Below are 22,236 nucleotides of genomic sequence, written 5' to 3'. Positions count from 1 at the left end.
GGCGTATGCGACCGATGCCGTCAGAGGCTGACGCCGCCCTTGCGCAGATAGGCGACCGGATCGATGTCGCTGCCGAATTCGGGCCCCGTCCGCACCTCGAAGTGCAGATGCGGGCCCGAGCTGTTGCCCGTGGAGCCGGAGCGGCCGATGCGCTGTCCGGGCACCACCTTCTGCCCGTCCTTGACGGAGATCGCCGACAGATGGGCGTACTGGCTGTAGCGGCCGTCGGCGTGCTTGATCACCACCTGGTAGCCGAAGGATCCGCCCCAGCCCGAGGTCACGACCTGGCCCGCGGCGACCGACTTGACCGAGGTGCCGGTCGGCACCGGGAAGTCGACGCCCGTGTGGTAGCCCTTCGACCAGGAGGAACCCGTCGCGCGGTAGGGAGTTCCGGCGCCCGCGTCGACCGGGGCGGTGAGCGTACGCGCCGACTCGCGGGGCTTGCTCTCGGCCGGCTCTTCCTTCTTCTCGGGCTTCGCGGGAGCGGTCGGGTTGGACACCGGCGTAGGGGATGCGGGCTTGTCCGGGGCCTTGGTGCGCAGGCTCAGCCGCTGGCCGGGGACGATCATGTCCGGGTCGGCGCCGATGGCCTTGCGGTTGGTGTCGTACAACTGCCGCCAGCCGCCCTGGACTTCACGGGAGCCGGCGATGCCGGACAGGGTGTCGCCGCGGACGACGGTGTACATCTCGGCGGTGCCCGCCCGGGACTGGGGCGTGGTCTGCGGCTGTACGTCGCGGACGCCGCGCTCGGGTTTCCGGTCCGCGGTGCCCGAGGGGTTGATGTCGGGGGTGTCGCCGCCCCGGGTGAGGCCCGCGCGCACGGAGCACACCGGCCAGGCGCCGGGGCCCTGGCCCTTGAGGACCTTCTCGGCGATGGCGATCTGCTGGTCCTTGGTGGCGAGGTCGGCGCGTGCGGCGTAGGCCGTGCCGCCGAAGGCCTCCCAGGTGGACTGCTTGAACTGCAGCCCGCCGTAATAGCCGTTGCCGGTGTTGATGTCCCAGTTGTTGCTGGACTCGCAGGCGGCGACCTTGTTCCAGGTGTCCACATCGGCCGCGTCGGCAACTCCGGTGGCTATGAGGGGCATCGCCATTCCGGCGCCGCCCGCCGTGACCGTCAGTGAGGCGCGGTTGATCCTGTTCGGCTGATACCGGCGGTGCCGGCCCCGTACGGCCATGGAGTAAGCCCCCTCGACATGCGTCAGCGGGGGCAAAAGTAAACGCCGCGAACAGGCCATGACAAGGCGGCAATCAGCCTCTCTGTCCCGCCAAGTGACCGGGAATGCACCCTTGTTGCGCGTCGGCTGAGGCAGAACGGCACGCCATGCGTACACATCGTCGGCAAGTCAGGATGGTCAGTGGGGCGATACTGACGAGCACCACCGTTTTCAGGACCTTTTAGGAGCCAACCGTATGAGCACTTCAGCGCAGATCGGCGTGACGGGTCTCGCGGTCATGGGGCGCAATCTCGCCCGTAACTTCGCGCGCAACGGATACACGGTCGCCCTGCACAACCGGACGGCGTCGCGCACGCACGCGCTGGTCGAGGAGTTCGGAAGCGAAGGGGACTTCATCGCGGCCGAGACCGCCAAGGAGTTCGTGGCCGCCCTGGAGCGCCCGCGCCGACTGGTGATCATGGTGAAGGCCGGCGACCCGACCGACGCGGTGATCCAGGAGTTCGCCCCGCTCCTGGAGTCCGGCGACATGATCATCGACGGGGGCAACGCCCACTTCGCGGACACCCGGCGCCGGGAGCGCGACCTGCGCGAGCAGGGCATCCACTTCGTCGGCATGGGCGTCTCCGGTGGCGAGGAGGGTGCGCTGAACGGGCCGAGCATCATGCCTGGTGGCCCAAAGGAGTCGTACGACTCGCTGGGCCCGATGCTGGAGAAGATCTCGGCCAAGGCGGCCGACGGTTCGCCCTGCGTCTCCCACGTCGGGCCGGACGGTGCCGGTCACTTCGTGAAGATGGTGCACAACGGCATCGAGTACGCGGACATGCAGCTGATCGGCGAGGCGTACCAGCTGCTGCGTGATGTGGCGGGCTACTCCCCCGCGCAGATCGCGGACATCTTCCGTACCTGGAACACCGGGCGCCTCGACTCCTACCTGATCGAGATCACCGCCGAGGTGCTGTCCCACGTGGACGCGGCCACGGGCAAGCCCTTCGTGGACGTCGTCCAGGACCAGGCCGAGCAGAAGGGCACGGGGCGCTGGACCGTGCAGATCGCGCTGGACCTGGGTGTGCCGGTGTCGGGCATCGCGGAGGCGGTCTTCGCCCGGTCGCTGTCGGGCCACACGGAGCTGCGCGAGGCCTCGCGCGGGCTCGCCGGGCCGAAGGCCACGCCGCTCGGCGAGTCGGAGGCGGGGGCCTTCGCCGACCAGGTGGAACAGGCCTTGTACGCCTCGAAGATCGTGTCGTACACGCAGGGCTTCCACAAGATCGCGGCGGGCAGCGCTGAGTACGACTGGAACATCGATCTGGGTGCGGTGTCCTCGCTCTGGCGCGGTGGGTGCATCATTCGCGCGGCGTTCCTGGACCGGATTCGGGCCGCGTACGACACCCGGGCGGACCTGCCGAGCCTGCTCTCCGACGCGACGTTCGCCCAGGAGATCGGCGCGGCGCAGGACGACTGGCGGGCAGTCCTCGCCACGGCCGTTCAGCAGGGCGTTCCCACGCCGGGCTTCGCCGCGGCGCTGTCTTACTACGACGCGCTGCGTGCGGAGCGGTTGCCTGCGGCGCTTACGCAGGGGCAGCGGGACTTCTTTGGGGCGCACACGTATCGGCGTGTGGACCGGGAGGGGTCGTTCCACACGCTGTGGGGGCTGACCCAGGTGCCGGGGCCCATGTTCGCGCTCGGGTCCGGCCGGCCCCAGAGCAGGTGCCTCACGGCGTGGTCCACCGGCCGTCCGGCGGCCCACATGGACAGCGCACCGAAGACGTGCCCGAGCCCGTCGCCGGACGGCGAGAGGCGGTAGGGCTCTCCCAGGCCCGCGGTCGCCACCAGGCCGTCGTCGATGAGCCGCCGCAGCGGCGGGTAGATGTTGGTCCAGTAGCTGTCGGGGATGACGATGCGGGCCAGGGCCCTCGCGCTCGCCTCCTGACGTGCCCTGAGCACCCACAGGATCGCCGGGGCCTGCCGACGGGTCAGGAGCGTGAGGCAGTCCTCGACCTGCTCGATCACCGACAGCGGCTGCTCCGGCTGCTCCAGGTGCTCCTCGGCCCAGGCCGCGATCACCGGGAGCACCGCCAGCAGCTGTCGGCCACGCAGGGTGAGGCCGTAGGTGACATGGCGGGCGGAGTACTCGCTGCGCTCGGCGAGGCCGGCGTCGCACAGCGAGCGGATCTTGGGGTGCAGCTGACCGCTGTGGAGATACGGCAACTTGGCCGCGATCTGCGTGTAGCGCTGCGGCGGCTCGTTCAGGGCCAGCAGGATCCGCACGTTCCAGCGCGGGGTGATCATGTGGAGGGCTTCGGTGACCCGGCCGATGTCGGCGTCGGCGGCGGGGGGCAGACCGGTGGTGGCCAAAGGGGGAACTCCTGGGTGCGAAAAGGGCCTGGGTCCGTGCGGATCAGCGGCTCGGAGCGGCGCTCACGGTCGGTACGGGCAAAGCGGGAACGGCAGCGGGCGCACCGGCGATGGGCGGCTGCGGTGCGGGGGTGCGGCCGAGGCTCTGCAGGACCGCGTGGGTGGTGGCGGCCTGGGTGTCGCGGACGGCGACGGCCTCGGCGAGGCGGCGGGCGCAGTCGAGGATGTGTGACACGTCGTGGGTGCCGATCTGCCGCTCGGGATGGGCGAGCTGCTCAAGCCGTCGGCGGTGGACGGTGATGCTCTGCTCGGCGAAAGCGAGCCGGTCATGGCTGTGGAGGAGGGCGGCGAGCATGCCGGGCGGCTGGTCCTGGGCGTGGGCTTCGAGGTCGGTCAGCGAAGCGCCGTACAACTCCTCGATCCGTGCGGCGATCTCAGCGGACGTGGTCTGGGGCAAGTGGCGAGGGCTTTCACGGTCGGCCGGCCTGGGCCGCCCCGGCACGCTGGGGTGCCGGGGCGGCGGTGGCAGGGGGCAGGGTGGTCGTGATCGTCTGCTGGGCCATGCGGACCGGGCGGGTCTGCCGGCCGGGCGGCGGCATGGTGCGCAGCAGGTTGTCGAGGGCGGTGCGGTAGCCGTCGCGGGCGCTGAGCGCCGCCTCCAGCCACCGTGCGTCCATCCGCAGTTGGTCCGCGGACAGCTCGTCCATGTCGCGCCCCGGTGCCATCGCTTCGTGCACGCGCCCGCAGATCCGGGTGACCTGTTCCTCGGCCAGGGCCAAAAACGAGCGCATTTCCAGCGCCCGGGTCAGCGCGGCTGAGGCGTCCGGGTCGGCGGCCGTCTCGTACAGCTCGGCGATGGGGGCGCCGAAGACCTCCCGGAGCCGGGCGTCCTGCGTGCAGGGCTTGTCGCGGACGCTCACCGCGGGACTCCTCGGCCGGTTGCGGGCGCCGTCGCGGGTCGGGCCGGCGTGCTGGTGGGCACGGCCGGGCCTTTGCGGGCCCCACGGCCCAGGCGGACCAGCCGCTCGGCGGCGAGGTCCTGCTTGCCGGGAGCACCGGGGTCCAGGAGCCAGCGCACGACCATGGCCCGTCCGTCACGCGTGGTCACGGCCGCGTTGACGCGGTGGGCGAGGTCCATCGCCGGGTCGTCGACCTCGCTGGGCTGCGTCTGCAGAACAGTGAGAAGGTCGTCCTCGGCGTGCTGGAGCGCCGTCTGGGATTCGGTGAGGAGCCCGTGCCACTTGACGATGTCGGTGGCTTCGGGGTTCGCGTCCGGTGCCGCGGCGACCGCGACGGTCAGTTCGTCCATGCTCATCTCGAAGCGGTGCTCGATCTGTTCGGTGAGCACGCCCACGACATCCTCTATGCCGTCGGACACAGAGAACTCCTTCCTGAAAGGCAGGGGAAATGCTGGTCTTCTACCGGAGAAGGGCAGCGAAAGAGGACGGATCAACTCGTCTCTTGCGGGGCGGAGTTGAAGGCTTTCTCAGTCGAGGCACATGCGGACGTCGCGGTAGACGTAGGTGCCGGAAACCCAGCCCTTCACACCGGTGGTCTTGTCCCTGATGGAGTGCCAGTTCCCGCTGGTCTTGTGGACGGTGAACTTGTGGCCGCGGTAGAGGATGCCGAGGCGGGTGGACGTCACGGACGCCTTGGAGCGGATGGTCACGGCCTTCGTTGAGATGACCCACGGGCCGGGCCGGTCGCACAGCCGGGTGGCCGGGGCACTGCCCGGCGCGGCTGCCGGAGCGGCCGTGGCCGCCGTCGCCGAGGCGATCGGCAGGGCGAGCGCGCCGAGCACTGCAGCGGATATCGCTATTCGGGTGGAGCGCATGCGGAAGGAACCTCCGTGCAGGGAAAGGGGAATGCTGAGAGAATGCGGGGCCGGGCTTTCGTCCCGGCGGCCGTATAAGAGTCCGCGGATTCGCCGGTTTGGCTAACCGGCGATCGTCGGCTATGTTCCGGCCCGCTGAGCGGATGCGAGGGTCAGCGGCTGCGCCCTGGCGGATGCCGCACAGGAATTGCCGGCACCGTGCCCAAAGGCCGGGTGGACCGGTCCGTGAGCCTGACCGGCGGCAGAGGAGCGGCTTCGCCGCCCAGGTGGTCGTCACACCACTGGACGGCTTCGGCGGCGGTGGCGAAGCCGCCCTCACGCAGGGTGTGCGTCCCCGCGTCGGTGTCCACTTCCTCGTGCAGCACACGGAACGGTGCGGGGCTGCGCTCGTCGAGGGCACGCAGGACCACGACGGTGCTCATGTCGTCGGGGTCGTCCCGGGTGTAGCTGTGCAGGAGGGCGAACTGGTCTCCGTCGCCCATGAGTCGCCGCTCCAGCGCGCGGGTCGTCTCATCGGCCGGCGCCGTTCCCCTGCCGGGCACCAGGCCGATAGCGCCTGGCGGGCAGCCGCGGTGGATGAGCCAGGACTGCGCCATCGCGGGCAGGGGCAGTTCGGCATGCTCGAAACGGCACGTCCCTGCCACCAGGTCCCGCTGCAGGTGCAGGGCGACGAGCTGTGGTTCACCGGGGATGCCCCAGGTGACGGCGCCGTTGTGCAGGACGTAGAAGCTGTGCGACCCGTCGGGGCTGTGGTGTACGGCGAGCGCGGTGAGCAGGTCCTGCTCGGTCCCGATCGCGTGCCAGAACGTGTCCTCGGTCCGCTCGTCGGCGGCCTCGAAGTCGTCCAGCCGAAAGTCCGGTTCGGGTAGGGGCATAGGGCCTTTCGGTCAGCGGGCCTGGTGCTGCGATGGGGGGCCGTGGGCCGGGCGGGGCAGGCCCGGCATCACGGAGGGCAGCGGCCCCGGCTTCGGCACGGGCCCTCGGGCCGTGAGCTGCGGGGAGCGGGAACGGGCGGCGTGGGTCCGGGCGCTTACCGGCCGGCGGGCCATCCCCAGGCGTTGTCCGACGGTGTCGTAGACGTCGTTGCCCGCTCGCGGCCGGACGGCGACGACGTGGATCTCGTTGCGGTGCGCGGACGTCGGTGGCGCCGGACGCAGGGCGTAGACGACGCGCCATTCCTTGCGTGCGTCCACGACCAGCTTGCGGTAGCCGGACAGGTCACCGGTCAGCTTGGTGCCGAACAGGTCGGCGTTCACCACCTCCTGGAGCTGGGCGAGTGCCAGGTCGCGGATGTCGCTGGGGGCCTGGAGGAGGTCGGTCAGGGCCCGGGGGTCGACGCTGAGGCCGAAGGCCGGCTGCCCGGCTCTCATGACGTCGGCCGGCCCGGTTCACCGGAGCCGGGCACATCGGTCTGCGCCGTGTTCGCCTTCTCCGTGCGGGCCGAGGGGGGCGGGCCGGGCAGAAGCCGGTGCGCGGGCCGTTCGGGGGAGGTCATGCACGCCGACAGCGGACCGCCGGGCGCCCGGATCGCCGCGATGGCGTGGGTGAGGAAATCCCGGTGCCACACGAACAGCCCGCTCAGACCGGCTTCGGGGTCTTTGTGCTGCTGGTAGGCGAGCCACAGGGCATGGAGCCAGGCCACCACGTCGTCGTGTTCCTGCCACTGCAGGCACCAGGGCGCCGCCGTGGTGACCTCGGCCCCGTAGACCGGCAGGAGGAAGTCGTCGACCCAGTCGCTCAGGGCGTCGAGTTCGTCCTCGTACTCCTCGCCCTCCAGCTCCAGAATCGGGCGCGGCTCGGGCGGAGCGGCCGGGGCGGGTCCGCCGAGTCCCGGCATGCCGAACGCGGCGAACGGCGACGGGCCAGGAGGTGGCGCGGTGGCGAGGTGGTCGAGCTGCTGGGCCTGCTGGGCGGACTGCTCCATCAGCTTCCGGACGCGGGCCTCGATTCCCTCGAGGTGGGGTTCCGGAATCCTTATCGGCTCCAACTCCCCCTCGTCGTGGGGTTCTACGGATTCAGGCATGGAAAAGAGGGCCTCCTTGAAGCCGTGGAAGAAAGAGTGAGGGGCCATCGGAGATGTGCCGACGGCCGCCTGGGAGCACCTCAGCGACGGCCGCTGGAAGGGCCCCAAACCATTCCGGGGAAAGCGGCTTTGAAGACTCAGGCGGTCAGGACGACGTCCTCCTGGGTGAGGGTCTGACGGACGGTCTCGGTGAGCCGGTCAGCCGCGATGGAGGCGTAGTGCTTGGTCTTCTCCACGCCGATGAAGTCGCGGCCCTCCAGCAGGGCGGCGACGCCCGTGGAGCCGGAGCCGGCGCAGAAGTCGAGCACCGTGCCGCCGTCGGGGCTGATCTTGACCAGCTCGCGCATCACCTCGACGGGCTTCTGCGTGATGTGCTGGCGCTTGGTGCCCGAGGGCTGGGAGGCCGAGTACAGGCCCGGCAGATAGACGGGGTTACGGGAGCCGTCGATCGGCCCGTTGGACGCCCAGACGATGAACTCGCAGTTCTGCGTGAACCGGCCCTTCTGCGGCCTGGCCTGCGGCTTGTGCCAGGCCAGCACGCCGCGCCACAGCCAGCCGGCCGCCTGGATCGCGTCGGTGGTGACGGGCAGCTGACGCCAGTCGGTGAACAGCAGCGCCGCCCCTCCGACCTTCGTCAGCCGGTGGGCCTCGGTCATGATCTGCGTGAGCCAGAAGCCGTAGGAGCGCTGGTCCATGTTCTCGCCGGTGAAGTCGGCCAGGTTGTGGCCGGCGTCGGCGGAGGTGTACTTCTGCTTCGCGCTGCGGGAGGTGCGCTCCTGCGCGGTCCGGCCGCCGGAGTTGTAGGGCGGGTCGGTGATGACCGAGTCGACGCAGTCGTCCGGCAGCGTGGAAAGGACGCTCAGCGCGTCGCCCTGGTGCAGGGAAAAAGGCAAAGAGGTACCCCGATTCGGGTGTGAGAGTGCGGGAGGAAAATCCCCGTCGCACGCGAGGAACCCCGCGGGCAGGAATCGGGCATGCAGAAGCCCAGGGCCACAGACCGGGGAAAGGCGAGGGGAGTCCCAAAACTGTAGAGGCGAATCGCCGGTCAACCAAGAAGCGCACGGACCAGGGGTCGGAATCCGACCCCTGGCGCCGACTTTTTGGTCGACCGGCGATTGGGTCCTACTGTTTTGGAACCGCCCGGCGCACACCGCCGCTGGCCCCTCCCCCACCACGCCTCACGGAGGTTCCCCCTGCCCCGGCACATCTAGCTCACGGCCCGGACCGTTCGGCGAGCGGCAACTCGCCCCCGCCGGCCCGCCTCCATCGCCCACCACCGGCCGCCGCGTTCCCTTCCACCCTGCCCCGCGTACGCGGCACGCCGGACACCGCACCCCGAAGGACCCGTCCATGACGCCTCGTTACCCTCCCCTGCCCAAAACCGTCGCCCCGCGAGCGGGCCGCACCGGTTGAAGGCGCTCGCCGCCGGCATCGGCGTCGTCTTCCTCTCCCCGTTTCTCCTCGGCGGCGCGGCCATGATGATGGCCTCCTCCAGCGAAGCCGCCCAGACCAACAGCGCGTTCCAGTGCCTGACCGACGTGGACACCGACGCCGTCGCCGATCAGGTCACCCAGATCCTCGATGGTGCCTCCGGTACGGACGTCCGCATCGAGGGCCTCGCCCTGCCGGACGAGCAGATCCCCCACGCGCAGACGATCGTCGCCACCGGCATCAGTCTCGAGGTACCCCACAAGGGCCAGATCATCGCGCTCGCCACCGCGATGCAGGAGTCCCGGCTGCGCAACCTGGGCTCCGGGGACCGCGACTCGCTGGGTCTGTTCCAGCAGCGCCCCAGCCAGGGGTGGGGTACAGCTCAGCAGATCCACGACCCGGTCTACGCCTCCGAGCAGTTCTACCGGCGCCTGCTGAGGGTCGACGGCTGGCAGCAGATGACCGTCACGCAGGCCGCCCAGGCAGTGCAGAGGTCCGACTATCCGGACGCGTACGCCCAGTGGGAACCGCTCGCGACCGCGCTACAGAAGGCCATCGCCGCAACCTTCCCCACCGCCGGCAAGGACACCGAAACCCCGCCCTCCCCGTCCGGCTGCCACGCCACGGGCGACGGTTCGTCCTTCGGGCCGATCCCCGAGGGCGCCATCCCCAAGGGCTACAAGATCCCGAAGGACGCCGATCCTCGGGCCCGGAAGGCGATCGTCTGGGCGATGCAGCAGCTCGGCACGATGTACCAGTGGGGCGGCTCCTGCACCAACCCCCGCGGTGAAGACCCCATGGGCCGCTGCGACTGCAGCTCACTGACGCAGCAGGCGTACGCAACCGCCGGGATCACCCTCACCCGCACCACGTATACGCAGGTCAACGAGGGCAAGGCCGTCTCCCCCAAGACGTTGAAGCCCGGTGACCTGCTCTTCTCGCGCGGCAGTGCCGCCCGCCCCGAGCACGTCGGCATGTACCTCGGCTCGGGACTCGCGATCGAGGCGCCCCGGACAGGAAAACCCGTTCGGATCACGCCGCTGGCGGACTGGGACATCCTCGCCGCCCGCCGCGTCATCTGACCCCGGCCGGGGCGCAGACCCCGCGTGCCGCCTTCACCAGCACAGCGCCGGCACGGCTCGCACGACACCTGAGCGGGATTGCTGCCTCGCCATCCTTCTGGGCCGCTTGCTCACTCCCCTGGAGACGGCCCCTCGGCAGGACCGAGCCCGCCTGCCCGCTTCCCTCCCTCCTCTCAACACCACGGAGCATCTGCGTGATTACTCATCACCGCGTCCGGCGCGCCCTTGCGGCCGCCTCGATGGGCCTGGCCGTCGCAGCCGGCGGCCTGGCCACCGCCTCCTCGGCGCAGGCGTACGACACCGGCCGTACGACGATCTCGTGCAGTGCGGTCAAGGTACGCAAGTCCCCGGCGAAGAACGCCACTGCCCTGGGCGTCGCCTACCGGCACGACAAGATCGTCTACGACCAGTTCGCGTACAAGCGCGCCGAGAAGACCTGGTACACGCGTGGCACGGTGACCCGGAAGTCCGACGGCAAGAAGATCCGCGGCTACGTGTTCTACAAGTGCGCGAACCCGTACGCCAGTAACCCGGCGCCCACACCGCCAATCCCGAAGTAGTACGCCCCGGCGGCCGTTATGACCTCGTGCGCGCCACGCCGCTTCGCGTGCGTCGACCGGCTCGGCCGGACCCCGTACGGCCGCCGGCCTGCCTCCCCGAGGCCGCCGCCTCGACCTTCCTCCTCCTCTTCATTGATTCCCGCGCGTCGGCTTCGGCGCGCGCAAGGAGCTCCGCCATACCCATGACCCCACTCGCCGACCGCTTCATCCAGCTCGCCTACGACCCGGGCATCTCCCCCCAGGGCGGCGGCCTGCCGGGCCTGGCCGTGTTGAAGAACGTCGTCAACAGCATCAACTTGTTCGCCATCGTGGCCGTCGTCGGCGCCCTTGCCGTGGCGCTCTGCGTCTGGGCCTGGGGCCACTTCACCGGTGGCCACCAGGCCGAGGCGAACGGGAAGAAGGGCGCGGTCATTGCGGCGGGCGCCGCGCTCGGCCTCGGTGCCGCCAACGGCATCGTCGCGTTCTTCTCCGCACTCGGCACCCAGGTCCAGTGATGCACAGACCGTCCATCTCCCTGACGGGCTACGGCACCGGCTGGTCTGCGAACCGTCGCATCGCCCTGATGGCAAGCGTTCTGGCCTGCCTGCTCGCCCTCGCCGGCGCGACCGCCTACCTCACCGGCCGCGATACACAACACCGCTCCTCGCCCGGCAGCCCGGCCGCACCCTCGTCGCCCAGCCCGGCACCCTCGGACGGCACGCAGAAACCGGCGGCCGAGACAGGTTCGGTGCCCCGGCCACCGCGGATCTCGGATCCCCTCGCCTTCGCCAAGGCCACCGCCGCGATGCTCTGGTCCTACGACACCCGCGACACCAGCAATGCGCAGCAACTCACCGGCATGCAGGCGTGGATGACGACGGAGAGCGAGTACGGCGACTGGGCCTCGGTCTCCGCACAGATGCCCACCCCGGCACTGTGGGCGCGGATGGCCGACCAGCAGCAGCACGCCACCGCCACGGTCGCGGAGGCCCACTACCCGGCCGCGTTCAAACAGGCCCTCGCCGAAGACCCTTCGGCGATCACCGAGGCGTACATCTACGCCGTGACCGCAACCGGCCGGCAGACGATTCGCTGGGCCAAGGGCGGCCACGGGGCGGAGGAGCGCTCCCTCACCCTCGCCGTGCAGTGCCGGCCCTCGGCCGACTGCTTGCTCGTCGCCATCGCCCCGCGCGTCGCGCCCTGACCGAAAAGAGAGTCCCTCATGGGGTTTTGTGACCTCCCCCTCGCGGACAAGGTCTGCACGGTCGGCGAAGCCGTGGATTTCGCCTCCGACCCCGGCAAGGCGATCGGCGACTGGATGGCCAAGAGCACCGGCGAACTCGCCGCCGCCTCGGCCGACCTCGCCGCCAAGGCGGTCGACTCCACCACCCGCGTCGACCTCAACGCGGGCTGGTTCCGCGACAACTACGAAACCATCCTGCCCATCGGCCTGGTTCTTCTCGTGGCCACGTTCTGCGCCCAGCTCGTCCGCGCCGCGATCCGACGCGACGGGCAGGCCCTGACGCAGGCGTTCACCGGCACCGCGTCCGGCGTGATCTTCACTTTCGCCGCCGTCGCCCTGACCACGGTTGCGATCGAAGTGGTCGACGCCCTGTCCGCCGGCCTGTTCCAGGCCGCGAACCTGGACATCGAATCCGCGGTGCGCCGCATCGTCAAGGTCAACCAGCTTTCTCAGCTCGCCGGGCTCGGCTGGCTCGTCGCCGTCTTCGCCGCTCTCGCAGCCGCCATCGGTGCCGTCCTGTACTGGTGCGTGATGATGGTGCGCAAGGTCGGCATCCTCGTGATGGTGACCCTGGCCGTGTTCGCCGGGGCCGGCGGCGGCTGGGAAGCCGCGCGCCGCTGGCGCCGGGGCTGGATCGAGGCCACCGCCACCCTCGTCGTCAGCAAGTTGCTGATGACGATCATCTTCGTGCTCGGGATCGCCGCGATGGGCAAGACCGAGGCGAAGGACGGCCTGGCCGCGCTCGCCGATGTCCTCGCCGGCATCGTGATCATGCTCCTGGTGCTGCTCTGCCCGTACGCCACCTTCAAGTTCGTCCACTGGGCTGCCGAAGGATCCGACGGAGAGTCCCTGCACCGTGCCGGCGGCGCCGGTGCCCAGCTCGCCAAGCAGCATGCCGAGCGCGCCGGGAAGAAGGCCGCCGCGATGGCGGCCACTGCCGGAACCGGCGGCGCCGCAGCGGGAGCCGGAGCCAGCGCAGCCCCGCAGGGCCCGGACACGATCGCCGGTGGCGGATTCCCTGGCGACATCGCCTCCAGTCCAAGTGGTGGAGGCGCAGGCCAGGAGGGTTCCCAGAACGGCGGCACCGGTGTCTCGCCAGGGGGCGAGGCCGTCAAGTCCGGCCTGGAGAAGGCCGTGCAGCCCTCGCCGACCAGCGTTTCCGAGGAGACCAGCGGCCAGGTGGGCGGCAGCCCGGGACCGGGCGGCTCCGCAGCTGGCCAGGCCGGCGGATGGCGGTCCGCGCCGCCGACCACGACCCCGCCGCCGCAGGGCGCCCCGCCGTCCGCCGGCTCACAGAGCGCCGGGAACAGCGGCACAGCGCCGCCGCCCCCGGCCGGTCTCTGAGCATCTGTCCGAATCCCTGGGGGCGGGACGTGCCCCGTCACGTCCCGCCCTCGGGGCCCCGCCCGCGCCCTCCAGGACCAGCCCCTTGTCTGATCTCTCCGTCGCCCCGGTCACGGTGAAATTCCCGCACCGGTCCCGCCGCGGCATCCTTCTTGGCCTCTCCCTCCCGCAACTCGTCCTCGTATCCAGCGCGTTGGCGCTGCTGCTGGTGACGGTCGTCTCCACCGGTCTGCTCGGCGCCATCGCCTTGACTCCGCTGTGGGCGGCGATCGCCGCGCTCGTCGCGATCCGCCAGCACGGCCGCTCGCTGATCGACTGGGCGCCCATCGTCGCCCGCTACGCCAACCGCCGCCGTACCGGGCAGATGCTCTGGCTCGCCCGGCCCGTCACCCGGCCCCGGCAGGACGGCGTCCTCCACCTGCCCGGCACCGCCGCCTCCCTCAAGGTCGTCACCCCCGGCGACTCCGCCAACGGCGCCGCCGCCGTCCACGACCCGCACCGGCAGACCCTCACCGCCGTCGCCCGCGTCACCTCCCGCGCCTTCGCCCTGCTCGACCCCGCGACGCAGAACCACCACGTGAACGGCTGGGGGCGGGCCCTGGCGGGCATCGCCCGCACCGGCCACGTCGCCACCGTGCAGGTCCTGGAGCGCACCGTCCCCGACTCCGGCGACACCCTCACCCGCCACTGGACCCAGCACGGCCGGCCCCAGACACCGGTCGCCGGGCAGATCTACGCCGAACTCGTCGCCTCCGCCGGTCCCGCCGCCGCCCCGCACGAGACCTACCTCGCCATCTCCCTCGACCTCAAGGCCGCCAAACGGCTCATCTCGCAGGCCGGCGGCGGGCTGCCGGGCGCGTTCACCGTCATGGAGCAGACCACCGCCGCCATCGCCCAGGCCGCCCGCAACGCCGGACTCATGGTCACCGGATGGCTGAACGCCCGGGAGATCGCCGCCGTCATCCGCACCGCCTACGACCCCAGGTCCCTCGCCGCCCTCCAGCAGTGGTCCGAAACCGGCCGCGCCGAGGCCGACCCCCAAGCCGCCGGGCCCGTCGTCCAGGTCGAGGAGTACGACCGACTCGCCACGGACACCGCCCGCCACACCACGTACTGGGTGGAGAACTGGCCGCGCACCGAGATGGGGGCCGGATTCCTGCACGGGATCATGTTCACCGCCGGGGTGCGCCGCAGCCTGTCCCTCATCTACGTGCCGCAGGGGCTCGAGTCCGCGCTGCGCGACGTCCAGCGGAAAAAGGCCGCGATCATCGCGGATGCCAGCGAACGCGCCCGCCGCGGCCAGGTCGACAGCGAGGAAGACTCCGTCGAATACGCCGACGTCAAACAGCGCGAGCGCCAGCTCATCGCCGGCCACGCCGACGTCGCCCTGACCGGCCTGCTCACCGTCACCGCCCAGACCGACGCCCTCCTGGATGCGGCCTGCGCCCAGATCGAGACCGCCGCCGTCACCGCCGGCGTCGACCTGCGCCGCCTCAACTACCAGCAGCCCGACGCCTTCACCCTCGCCGCGCTGCCCCTCGCCCGCACCGCCCTGTGAGCGATCCGCTCGCAGAGGCGCCCCTGTCCCGCCACGGCGACAGGAAGGAACACACCCCGTTGACCTCTCGTCCGCGTCCGGACGACGCGCACCCCTACCTCCGCGCCGCGAGCGCCGGAGTCCGCCATCACACCCGTGCCCTGACCCGGCCGGCCCTCACCTCCCCGGCGCCGGTGGACCGCGTACACCTCGACGTGCTCCACGCCCACCTCACCGCCCTGCACCAACTCCTCGACCAGCTCGCCGAATCCGCCCGCCCGCCGCATCCCGGCGCGGGCCGGCACCTCGCCACCGCACACACCCGGCTGTGGCAGGCGACCGCCGCCGTGCACGACGCCTTCCACCTCCTGCCCGCCGCCTCGGCAGACGCGGCCGAGTGCCACCCGGAACGGTTCCCGGAGGGACCACCGGTCCTCACGATCTGCCAGCGCCACCTGGCCGCCGGACACATCGTCCGCCGCAAGACCACCCCCGCCGACCTCCACCGCCCGCACACCACCGCGTGCGTGCGATGAGCACCACCCGCCGAATCGAGGGCCCCCGATGAGCCACCGGCCCGCCCGCCGCGCCGCCGCCAGCCCGCTGTTCACCCCGCACGGCACCGACCGGGCCAGCCGCAGAGCAGTCCGCCGCCGGCTCGCCGAGGCCACCGCCAAGGCCCGCGCCGAAGCTGGCGCCCACCCGGCAGGTGCCGTCCCCACCGCAGACGACTCGCCCGCTGCCCTCTATCCGCCGAGCGGGCGCCCGGGGCCTGCCTCAGCCCGCGGGAACCGGCTCCGCCTGCCCGCGCATCGCATGACCACCGCCGTCGCCGCCGGCGCCTACCCGTTCCTCGCCGAAGGCGGCCTCGGGGCCGAGGGCGTCTACGTCGGCCGTGACGTGCACGCCGAAGCGTCGTTCGTGTTCGATCCGTTCGCGCTGTACGGCAAGATCGAGGGGTTCACCAACCCCAACATCCTGCTGGCCGGCGTGATCGGCCAGGGAAAGTCCGCACTCGCGAAGTCGTTCGCGCTGCGCTCCGTCGCCTTCGGCTACCGCGTGTACGTCCCGTGCGATCCCAAGGGCGAGTGGACTCCCGTCGCTCAGGCGCTGGGCGGTACGTCCGTCGCCCTCGGCCCCGGTCTGCCGGGCAAGCTGAACCCCCTGGACGCAGCCCCCCGCCCCCACAGCGTCACGGAAGCCGACTGGGCCGGGGAGATCCGCAAGCGCCGCCTGCTGCTGCTCGGCTCCCTGGCCCGCACCGTCCTGGGACGCGACCTGATGCCGATGGAGCACACCGCCCTCGACATCGCGCTGGACGCCGTGGTCACCCGGGCCGCCGCCAGCGGGCGCACCCCGCTGCTCGGCGACATCGCCGCCACCCTCAACAACCCCGACCAGCTCGACACGGCCGGCGGCGTGATGTCCGGCCGCTTGGGCGAGGCCGCCCGCGACCTCGCCCACGCCATGCGCCGCCTGGTCCGCGGCGACCTGGCCGGCATGTTCGACGCGCCCTCCACCGTCACGTTCGACCCCAACGCGCCGATGCTCACCATCGACCTGTCCCACCTGGGCGGCGCCGGCGACGACACCGCACTCGTCCTCGCCATGACCTGCGCGAGCGCCTGGATGGAATCCGCCCTCACCGACCCCCACGGCGGCCGGCGCTGGATCGTCTACGACGAAGCCTGGCGCCTGATGCGCCACCCCGGCCTCCTGCAGCGCATGCAGTCCCAGTGGAAACTGAGCCGCGGCCTGGGCATCGCCAACCTCATGGTCATCCACCGCTTGTCCGACCTTCTCACGGCCGGCGACGCCGGATCCCGCGGACGTGCCCTCGCGGAAGGGCTGCTCGCCGACTGTTCCACCCGCATCATCTACCGGCAGGAGACCGACCAACTCCACGCCGCAGCCTCATTGTTGGGCCTGACCTCGGTGGAGAGCGACGCCATCTCCCACCTCAACCGCGGACGTGGCCTGTGGAAAGTCGCCGGACGATCTTTCATCGTCCAGCACCTCCTTCATCCGCATGAGCTGTCGCTCTTCGACACCGACGCACGCATGCACTGAAACCTGCACAAATACGTATAAATAGTAGTCACGGAGACATCATCGAATCGCACCCGACCACCTCGCTCATCCCACTGCTCGACGAGGACGAACTGGCCGCCCTCGCCCACGACATCCAGGAGAACGGGCTCCTTCAGCCCATCGTCCTCGACCGCCAAGGGCGCATCCTCGACGGGCGCGCCCGGCTCACCGCATGCGAACGCGCCGGCACCAAACCGGTCTTCGTCACCTTTGAGGGCGACACCCCCGACGTCTACGTCCTGTCGGTCAATCTCCGGCGCCGCAGCCTGACCAAGGGACAGTCCGCGATGATCACGGTCAAGGCCCGTTCCGTTTCGGAACAGGGCGGCCGTTCCGGCTCGGAACAGACCGCGCGTTCCGTTTCGGAACAGCTCGGCGTCGCCCTGGCCGTGATGGGACGCGCGAGCACCGTCCTGCAGCACGCACCCGACCTCGTGGACTCGGTGATCAGCGGCGACATGGCCTCGACGAGGCGTACGCCGTCGCCCGGCAGAACAAGGCACAGGCCGACTCGGCAGAGGCACAGCTCGCCCGGCTGCGCGAGGAGGACCCCCAGCTCGCCGACCGCGTTGCGGCGCAGGAGCTGACGCTGCAGGGCGCCTGGGCGGAGCGCAAGGCCCGCGTCGAGGAGGACCTGCGCCAGCGCCGGGTCGCCACTCAGCTCCTGTGCGAGGTGCTGCCCTCGCTCGCCCAGGTCCGGGGCACCCGCACCTTCGCCCTGTACGACCCCGAACTCGCGCCGCCCGGACGCGCCGTGACCCGCAAGGTGATCGAGCACGCGGCAACCGCGCTGGCCGAGATGGCGGCTGTGTGGAAGGGGCGGGACCTTCCGTGATTCACGTATCCAGCCCGGCCCTGCGGAAGATCGCCCTGGACGCCGCCGAACAGGTCACCACCGAGACCGGACGCATCCACACGGCCGACCTCCACGAAGCGATCTGCGAACGGCTCCGCCAGCACAAGGAACTGTTCGAGGCGACCATCCAGAAGGCCGCTGCGGGAATGACCCGTGACTTCGGCGAACGCCGCAGCCCGCGCCGCCACCGCAAGACCGGCGGGCTGTACCACCCGGAAAGCATCCTCAGGCTCGGCGGCGGCATCTGGGTGTGGATGAAGGACGCCACCCCTACCGACACGACCCAGTGGGGCCGTCTGTCCTCCCGGAACACCGTCCAGATCATCACGGCTGAGGCAGAGAGGCAGCGGTACGTCATCGACCGCATGGATGCCTTCCGGGAGCACCCGTCGTTCGAGCGGCTCGCCCCGCTCGAAGAGGCCGTCTTCCACTACCAGCAGGGCACCCTCGACGACCTCGCGTTCGACGAGACATAGACCGGCCCGGCCATCCCTCACGCATCCGACGTTCCGCCGGCGCGGCGGCGAAGAGGGACAAGCCGGGCGAGGCTGGGAGTTTGGGCTCCTTGGGGGCGTGGACGGCGGCTGGGCTTCTCTCGCCTGCCCGTCGCCGAAACCCTCGACTCCTGCGTCGCCGCCGGCATCCACCCATCTGAACGCGCCGCCCCGCACGCCGACTCCCGCCGCCGAACATCACGGACACGCCCTGCACACGCCAGCCATAACCCTCGCCTTCATCGAACACCGCACCCTCACCGCGGCCGACATCGCGGCCTTCGAACAAAAGCAAGAGGCTCATGAATTCCGATGCCCAGCGCGAACTGATACCTCGCGACGCCACCCTCCGCCTGATCGGCGCGCTCGACGACATGAAGGCCAAGCTCCTCGACGCCGCCGAGCAGTGGCAGCTGCTGGACGAGACCGGTCATGTGCCGGCCACGCCGTCCTACGCCGATCTGCTCCAGCAGGCCGCCGACGCGCAGGTCCTCTCCCGCGACGTCGTCCGCATGACTGCCGAATTCGCCCGGACCGCCCACAGCACGAACCGCGCCGGCAGCGCCGTACTCGCCCACCTCGCGACGGCGGCCACCATGTCGAGCCACGCAGCCCCGTACTTCGCCGAGACCGCGGAGAGGGCCCTTTCCCTGCCCCGGTCCTTTAGCCCGACCGACCGGCACCACCGGGAAAACCGCATGGTCATCGACCACGCCACGGCGCGCGCCTATCTGCGGCGCACCTCGGAATCGCTCCGCGACGCGGTCAAGGACCTCGACGCCCACCTCGGCTTCCACCGCTTCTTCCCCGCGCCTTCCCGGCGGGAGAGCCCGGCGCCTGCGCCGACCAGGCCGAGCGCACGCCACCGGTAGCCCGCACCGAAGCATCCACGCCGGCATCACCTTCTCAAGGAGTCCCCCGAACCGCCCCGCCCATTTCAGCGACGCCGACTGGGCCGAGTACCAGCAGTGCCAGGCCGAGCACGACGACCTCATGACGCAGGTCGCCGAGCGCGAAGCCCAGATGGAACACGGCCTGATCAACGCCTACGACGAGTACGAATTCGACTTCACCCCTCTTCCGGAGCCACAGCCCCATCCCACACGCCGGACCCCGCCACTGCGCCACACACCCTCGCGCGGGAGAAGCCGTGGTCGCTGAGGACAAGAACACCCCGACCGCCGCCCACGCCGACGCCCGCCGCACGTCCGTCGACGCGTCTGCGCTCGCGCCGCTCCCCGACCACCGCAACGTGGACACCGCCTGGTGGCAGGAGCTGTGGCGCCGCCACGCGCACATCACCACGCCGCTGCGGCAGCGCGGGCTGGAGTGCGACATCGAGTTCGGCCTCAGCGCGTACCTCGTGCGCGTATCACTCCCCGACGACAGTTACCTGATCATCGGCCCGCCGCAGGAGCCCTCCTGCGACCGTCCGCCAGGGGACCCGCAGGGGTGGATCGTGACCCGCCAGCATCCCGACGAACAGGCGCTGTTCGAAGTGATCTACGACTCGGCCCCCTCCGCCGACCCCGGTGCCCCCAAGCGGCCCGAAGCCCGCCACGGCGGCAACGCCACGCCCCTGATCGAGGCGATCGACCAGCGGCTCATCCAGCTCGGGCTGCTGCCCGCTGTCTCCTCGTCCACCACAAGCGCGCTCATGTCCGCAGCCACGCCGACGCTCCGCGCGCCCAAGACCCCGGACGTCTGCGACAACGCGGACCGCACCTCCGTCTGCGGCGACGTGCTCCTCGCTCTCACCGACCGGCTCAACGCAACCGAGTCGCATGCGGACGCCGCCGCCCTGCTGCACCAGGTCCTTAACCCCACCAGCGGCCTGCTGGAGCGGCTCGGCGAGTTCTTCGAAGCAGCCGGGGAGAAAGCCAGGGAAGCCGAGCAGGACGACGGATCCGACCTCCACGACGACCTTGAGGACGCCGCGGCCACCGTGCGCATGATCGGTGAGGACCTGCACACCGCTGTCGACCGCATCCGTGCCCGGGCCCCCGCGCGCCAGACCACCAGCGCTGCCCTGGCTTCGGGCCCAAGCCCCAGGCTGCCGACGGCGAAGATCCCCATGCCGGGTCGCACCCGGTGAACCCGGCACGCCCCACGCTCACTGCCCAGTCGTCTGCCTCGACGACCTGGAACGTGTCGCCTTCCCGGGATGGTGAGGCACCACGAGCCGCGGGCCCGACGTCGTGGCCTCCCGCCCGGCCGGGGAATGGCCCGGATGACGGACCGCGTCGCCGCCGGGGAGGTGCACGCTGCGCTACCTCGGCACTCCCTCGGGGCCTGAGATACGGGCCGCGATGAGCGCCGGACGCATCGGCTGCATGACCACCCCCGCGCAAGGCAGCCGGATCCCCGAGGGCGCGCTGTATGCCTGTGACAACTCCAAGTTCGGCAGCGACGGCAAGGGCCGCTACTGGCCCGGCGCCGAAGCGTGGTTCGCCTGGCTGTACCGGACCGTCGAGCGGTACGGGCCGGATCGCTGCCTGTGGGCGCTCGCCCCGGACCAGCCGTTCGACGCCGCCAGCACCCTCACCGAGTCCCTGCCGTGGCTGGCCCGCATCCGCGAACTGGGCATCCCCGCGGCCTACGCGGCCCAGGACGGCTGCGATGCACCGGGGCTGATGCCGTGGGACAGCTTCGACGTCCTGTTCCTGGCCGGATCGACCGAGTGGAAACTCGGCCCCGTCGCCGAACGGCTGGCCCGCGAGGCGAAGGCCCGCGGCAAAGGCGTGCACATGGGCCGCGTCAACTCCCGGACACGTCTGGGGATAGCCGAGTGGTTCGGCTGCGACAGCGCCGACGGCACCTACCTCGCGTACGGGCCCGACAAGAACCTGCCCAAGCTCCTCAACTGGCTCGACGAACTCGACGGCCGCCCCTCCCTCGTCGGCGGCACGCAGCCCTTCGGCACTCCCGACCCACCGTCGAGGACCCCACTTCCGCGCGGAGCCCCCGGGTCACGCGCACTACCAGGTCAAGCGGCAGCCATGAGATCGCAGAAACCCCCGCCCACGGGGACCAACGCTCCCGCATTCCCGACATCACGAGGTCCACGTGCCCGAACCCGCTGAACAATCCAGGCCGCACCGGTTGGAGCAGGTGTCGCTCGCACGTCCCTGACAGCCGCGGCCCGAGCGTTCCCAATCCCACTGCCAGACAGGAGGCCACACTGCAGCACCCCGACTTCGAGCTGTACGACAACGTCGGCCGGACCGCCGAACAGATCCACGCCTACCACACCCGATCCGCCACCACGGACGACCTGCACCGCTGGGCGAAACGCGACGCCGAAGACTTCCGCGCCCAACACCCCCTGCCCAGCAAGCCGTTGCCCGTGCCGGACGTGGACCCCTACCTGACCGCACTGGCCGCCGCCGAAACGCCCGCCGAGTTCAGCACGGTCACCAACCAACTGCTGGACGCCGCCGAACCTCTGCTCAACGCGGTCGTGGACTACCTGGCCACCGCCGCGCAATGGCGGCGCCAGAACCGCGGAGCCGCCCCGGGCTCTGCGCCCCGTCTGCTGCGCGATGCCGCCAGCCGAATCCTGACCGCCCTTGCCATGGCCGCCGACGCCGACCTGCAGATCCTGCGCGCCCACTACGACCCGCCCCCGGACCTCGACACGCTCCTGAAACAGGCCCAGGCATCCCACGCCACGCCTCCCACCCCGCCCGGGCAGCAACCCGGTTCCGGCGGACCACGACGCTGACCGCCCGCAGCACCGTCCCCGGCGCTACCTCACCGTTCCTGCTTCGTCCCGTCTCCGAGGAGGCGCCCACCTGCCGCCCCAGTCCGACACCCCGACAGGCCCGTACGCCGCCGCCCAGGCCGTGCGCGATCTCACCGACCGGCTCAACGCAGCCCGCTCCTACGGTGAAGCCGCCCAGCTCCTCGACCAGGTCCTGGAGCCGACCGAGGGACTCCTCGGATCTCTCGAAGGGTTCTTCGAAACGGCAGCCATGACGGCCAAGGCATCCGAACGTCAGGACGGCTTCGACCTCCACCACGACTGCCGGCAGGCCGCGGCCACACTGCGCCGACTCGGCGAAGACCTGCACGTCGCCGTCGAACGCATGCAGGCCCTTGGCCGCCCGCGGCGCCGCAGCTGGCAGGAGGCCGTGGCCCACTACTACGGCACGGCCCACACCGCGCCCAACAGCCCGGCACCCACGCCCCCGTCATCCGCACCGTCCTCCGGCCGTACCCGCTGACAGCACCTC

Annotated in this window: 26 protein-coding genes and 2 pseudogenes; 17 read left to right on the top strand and 11 right to left on the bottom strand. The window is 71.0% G+C overall.

All coding sequences use genetic code 11. The features are described 5' to 3' along the window. Nucleotides 1-20: 20 nt before the first annotated feature. On the bottom strand, nt 21-1,175 hold the full coding sequence (locus tag G6048_RS12340; RefSeq protein ID WP_165339531.1) for a transglycosylase family protein: 1,155 nt from the start codon (nt 1,173-1,175) through the stop codon (nt 21-23). 235 nt (nt 1,176-1,410) lie between these two features. Between G6048_RS12340 and gndA the strand changes: the two are divergent. Further along, nucleotides 1,411-2,823, top strand: a pseudogene (gene gndA / locus G6048_RS12335) (NADP-dependent phosphogluconate dehydrogenase); the annotation flags it as partial. 437 nt (nt 2,824-3,260) lie between these two features. On the opposite strand, the pseudogene G6048_RS51790 reads toward gndA, so the two are convergent. The 9 genes and pseudogenes from G6048_RS51790 to G6048_RS12290 all read right to left on the bottom strand — a co-directional run. Continuing rightward, nucleotides 3,261-3,461 (bottom strand): annotated as a pseudogene (locus G6048_RS51790) (winged helix-turn-helix transcriptional regulator); the annotation flags it as partial. A 109-nt stretch (nt 3,462-3,570) separates the two neighbouring features. Next, on the bottom strand, nt 3,571-3,984 hold the full coding sequence (locus tag G6048_RS12325; RefSeq protein ID WP_165339529.1) for a hypothetical protein: 414 nt from the start codon (nt 3,982-3,984) through the stop codon (nt 3,571-3,573). Nucleotides 3,985-3,997: 13 nt separating this feature from the next. Next, a complete protein-coding gene (locus G6048_RS12320; RefSeq protein WP_165339528.1) occupies nt 3,998-4,447 on the bottom strand; it encodes a hypothetical protein in 450 nt (149 codons plus the stop codon). Next, nucleotides 4,444-4,905, bottom strand: coding sequence for a hypothetical protein (locus G6048_RS12315; protein ID WP_165339527.1), 462 nt, complete (start codon nt 4,903-4,905; stop codon nt 4,444-4,446). The genes G6048_RS12320 and G6048_RS12315 overlap by 4 nt, the downstream gene beginning before the upstream one ends. Before the next feature lie 108 nt (nt 4,906-5,013). Beyond that, complete coding sequence (locus tag G6048_RS12310; protein WP_206341510.1) at nt 5,014-5,361, bottom strand: SH3 domain-containing protein; 348 nt, start codon at nt 5,359-5,361, stop codon at nt 5,014-5,016. Nucleotides 5,362-5,513: 152 nt separating this feature from the next. Continuing rightward, nucleotides 5,514-6,236, bottom strand: a complete 723-nt coding sequence (locus G6048_RS12305; protein WP_165339526.1) for a hypothetical protein — start codon at nt 6,234-6,236, stop codon at nt 5,514-5,516. A gap of 12 nt (nt 6,237-6,248) precedes the next feature. Beyond that, the gene (locus G6048_RS12300) at nt 6,249-6,731 is read right to left on the bottom strand and encodes a hypothetical protein (protein WP_165339525.1); all 483 of its coding nucleotides are present in this window, start codon (nt 6,729-6,731) and stop codon (nt 6,249-6,251) included. After that, nucleotides 6,728-7,285 carry a DUF4913 domain-containing protein gene (locus G6048_RS12295; protein WP_165339563.1) on the bottom strand — a complete coding sequence of 186 codons (558 nt, stop codon included), beginning with the start codon at nt 7,283-7,285 and terminating at the stop codon, nt 6,728-6,730. The genes G6048_RS12300 and G6048_RS12295 overlap by 4 nt, the downstream gene beginning before the upstream one ends. 236 nt (nt 7,286-7,521) lie before the next feature. After that, nucleotides 7,522-8,277, bottom strand: a complete 756-nt coding sequence (locus G6048_RS12290) for a DNA-methyltransferase (protein WP_165339524.1) — start codon at nt 8,275-8,277, stop codon at nt 7,522-7,524. A 516-nt stretch (nt 8,278-8,793) separates the two neighbouring features. On the opposite strand from G6048_RS12290, the gene G6048_RS12285 reads away from it, so the two are divergent. The 8 genes from G6048_RS12285 to G6048_RS12250 all read left to right on the top strand — a co-directional run bounded on the left by G6048_RS12285 (nt 8,794) and on the right by G6048_RS12250 (nt 16,630). Further along, the gene (locus tag G6048_RS12285) at nt 8,794-9,897 is read left to right on the top strand and encodes a C40 family peptidase (protein ID WP_165339523.1); all 1,104 of its coding nucleotides are present in this window, start codon (nt 8,794-8,796) and stop codon (nt 9,895-9,897) included. Nucleotides 9,898-10,091: 194 nt separating this feature from the next. Then, a complete protein-coding gene (locus G6048_RS12280; RefSeq protein WP_328825755.1) occupies nt 10,092-10,457 on the top strand; it encodes a hypothetical protein in 366 nt (121 codons plus the stop codon). A gap of 182 nt (nt 10,458-10,639) precedes the next feature. Beyond that, nucleotides 10,640-10,951 (top strand): DUF6112 family protein, encoded by a 312-nt coding sequence (locus G6048_RS12275; RefSeq protein WP_206341509.1) that lies wholly within the window; start codon nt 10,640-10,642, stop codon nt 10,949-10,951. Further along, a complete protein-coding gene (locus G6048_RS12270) occupies nt 10,951-11,640 on the top strand; it encodes a hypothetical protein (protein WP_165339522.1) in 690 nt (229 codons plus the stop codon). The genes G6048_RS12275 and G6048_RS12270 overlap by 1 nt, the downstream gene beginning before the upstream one ends. An 18-nt stretch (nt 11,641-11,658) precedes the next feature. After that, on the top strand, nt 11,659-13,023 hold the full coding sequence (locus tag G6048_RS12265) for an SCO6881 family protein (protein WP_165339521.1): 1,365 nt from the start codon (nt 11,659-11,661) through the stop codon (nt 13,021-13,023). 85 nt (nt 13,024-13,108) lie between these two features. Then, nucleotides 13,109-14,581 carry an SCO6880 family protein gene (locus G6048_RS12260; RefSeq protein ID WP_165339520.1) on the top strand — a complete coding sequence of 491 codons (1,473 nt, stop codon included), beginning with the start codon at nt 13,109-13,111 and terminating at the stop codon, nt 14,579-14,581. 59 nt (nt 14,582-14,640) lie between these two features. Further along, a complete protein-coding gene (locus G6048_RS12255) occupies nt 14,641-15,096 on the top strand; it encodes a DUF6238 family protein (protein WP_165339519.1) in 456 nt (151 codons plus the stop codon). A gap of 28 nt (nt 15,097-15,124) precedes the next feature. After that, entirely contained in the window at nt 15,125-16,630 is a 1,506-nt protein-coding gene (locus tag G6048_RS12250; RefSeq protein WP_165339518.1) for a VirB4 family type IV secretion system protein, read from the top strand. Here the strand turns inward: G6048_RS12250 and G6048_RS52210 are convergent. Further along, nucleotides 16,582-17,073 (bottom strand): hypothetical protein, encoded by a 492-nt coding sequence (locus G6048_RS52210; RefSeq protein WP_456243417.1) that lies wholly within the window; start codon nt 17,071-17,073, stop codon nt 16,582-16,584. The two genes, G6048_RS12250 and G6048_RS52210, sit on opposite strands and share 49 nt — an antisense overlap. Before the next feature lie 251 nt (nt 17,074-17,324). Here G6048_RS52210 and G6048_RS49415 point away from each other — a divergent pair, with 251 nt between their 5' ends. The 8 genes from G6048_RS49415 to G6048_RS12210 all read left to right on the top strand — a co-directional run bounded on the left by G6048_RS49415 (nt 17,325) and on the right by G6048_RS12210 (nt 22,227). Then, entirely contained in the window at nt 17,325-17,486 is a 162-nt protein-coding gene (locus G6048_RS49415) for a hypothetical protein (RefSeq protein WP_235989632.1), read from the top strand. Continuing rightward, nucleotides 17,483-17,983, top strand: coding sequence for a hypothetical protein (locus G6048_RS12240; protein WP_165339517.1), 501 nt, complete (start codon nt 17,483-17,485; stop codon nt 17,981-17,983). The genes G6048_RS49415 and G6048_RS12240 overlap by 4 nt, the downstream gene beginning before the upstream one ends. 320 nt (nt 17,984-18,303) lie before the next feature. Beyond that, complete coding sequence (locus G6048_RS12235) at nt 18,304-18,873, top strand: hypothetical protein (protein ID WP_165339516.1); 570 nt, start codon at nt 18,304-18,306, stop codon at nt 18,871-18,873. Nucleotides 18,874-18,994: 121 nt separating this feature from the next. After that, on the top strand, nt 18,995-19,162 hold the full coding sequence (locus G6048_RS12230; protein WP_165339515.1) for a hypothetical protein: 168 nt from the start codon (nt 18,995-18,997) through the stop codon (nt 19,160-19,162). Continuing rightward, nucleotides 19,152-20,096 carry a hypothetical protein gene (locus G6048_RS12225; protein ID WP_328825754.1) on the top strand — a complete coding sequence of 315 codons (945 nt, stop codon included), beginning with the start codon at nt 19,152-19,154 and terminating at the stop codon, nt 20,094-20,096. The genes G6048_RS12230 and G6048_RS12225 overlap by 11 nt, the downstream gene beginning before the upstream one ends. Before the next feature lie 214 nt (nt 20,097-20,310). Beyond that, entirely contained in the window at nt 20,311-21,084 is a 774-nt protein-coding gene (locus G6048_RS12220) for a hypothetical protein (protein WP_206341508.1), read from the top strand. Between the two features lie 263 nt (nt 21,085-21,347). Next, entirely contained in the window at nt 21,348-21,725 is a 378-nt protein-coding gene (locus G6048_RS12215; RefSeq protein ID WP_328825753.1) for a hypothetical protein, read from the top strand. Nucleotides 21,726-21,846: 121 nt separating this feature from the next. Continuing rightward, nucleotides 21,847-22,227: a hypothetical protein gene (locus tag G6048_RS12210; protein WP_165339514.1), complete on the top strand. Its 381-nt coding sequence runs from the start codon at nt 21,847-21,849 to the stop codon at nt 22,225-22,227. Nucleotides 22,228-22,236 lie beyond the last annotated feature (9 nt).

Source organism: Streptomyces ureilyticus, assembly GCF_011045025.1.
Taxonomy (GTDB): domain Bacteria; phylum Actinomycetota; class Actinomycetes; order Streptomycetales; family Streptomycetaceae; genus Streptomyces; species Streptomyces ureilyticus.
The sequence above is the reverse complement of the archived record's forward strand: the minus strand, read 5'-3'. Positions and strand labels throughout refer to the sequence as shown.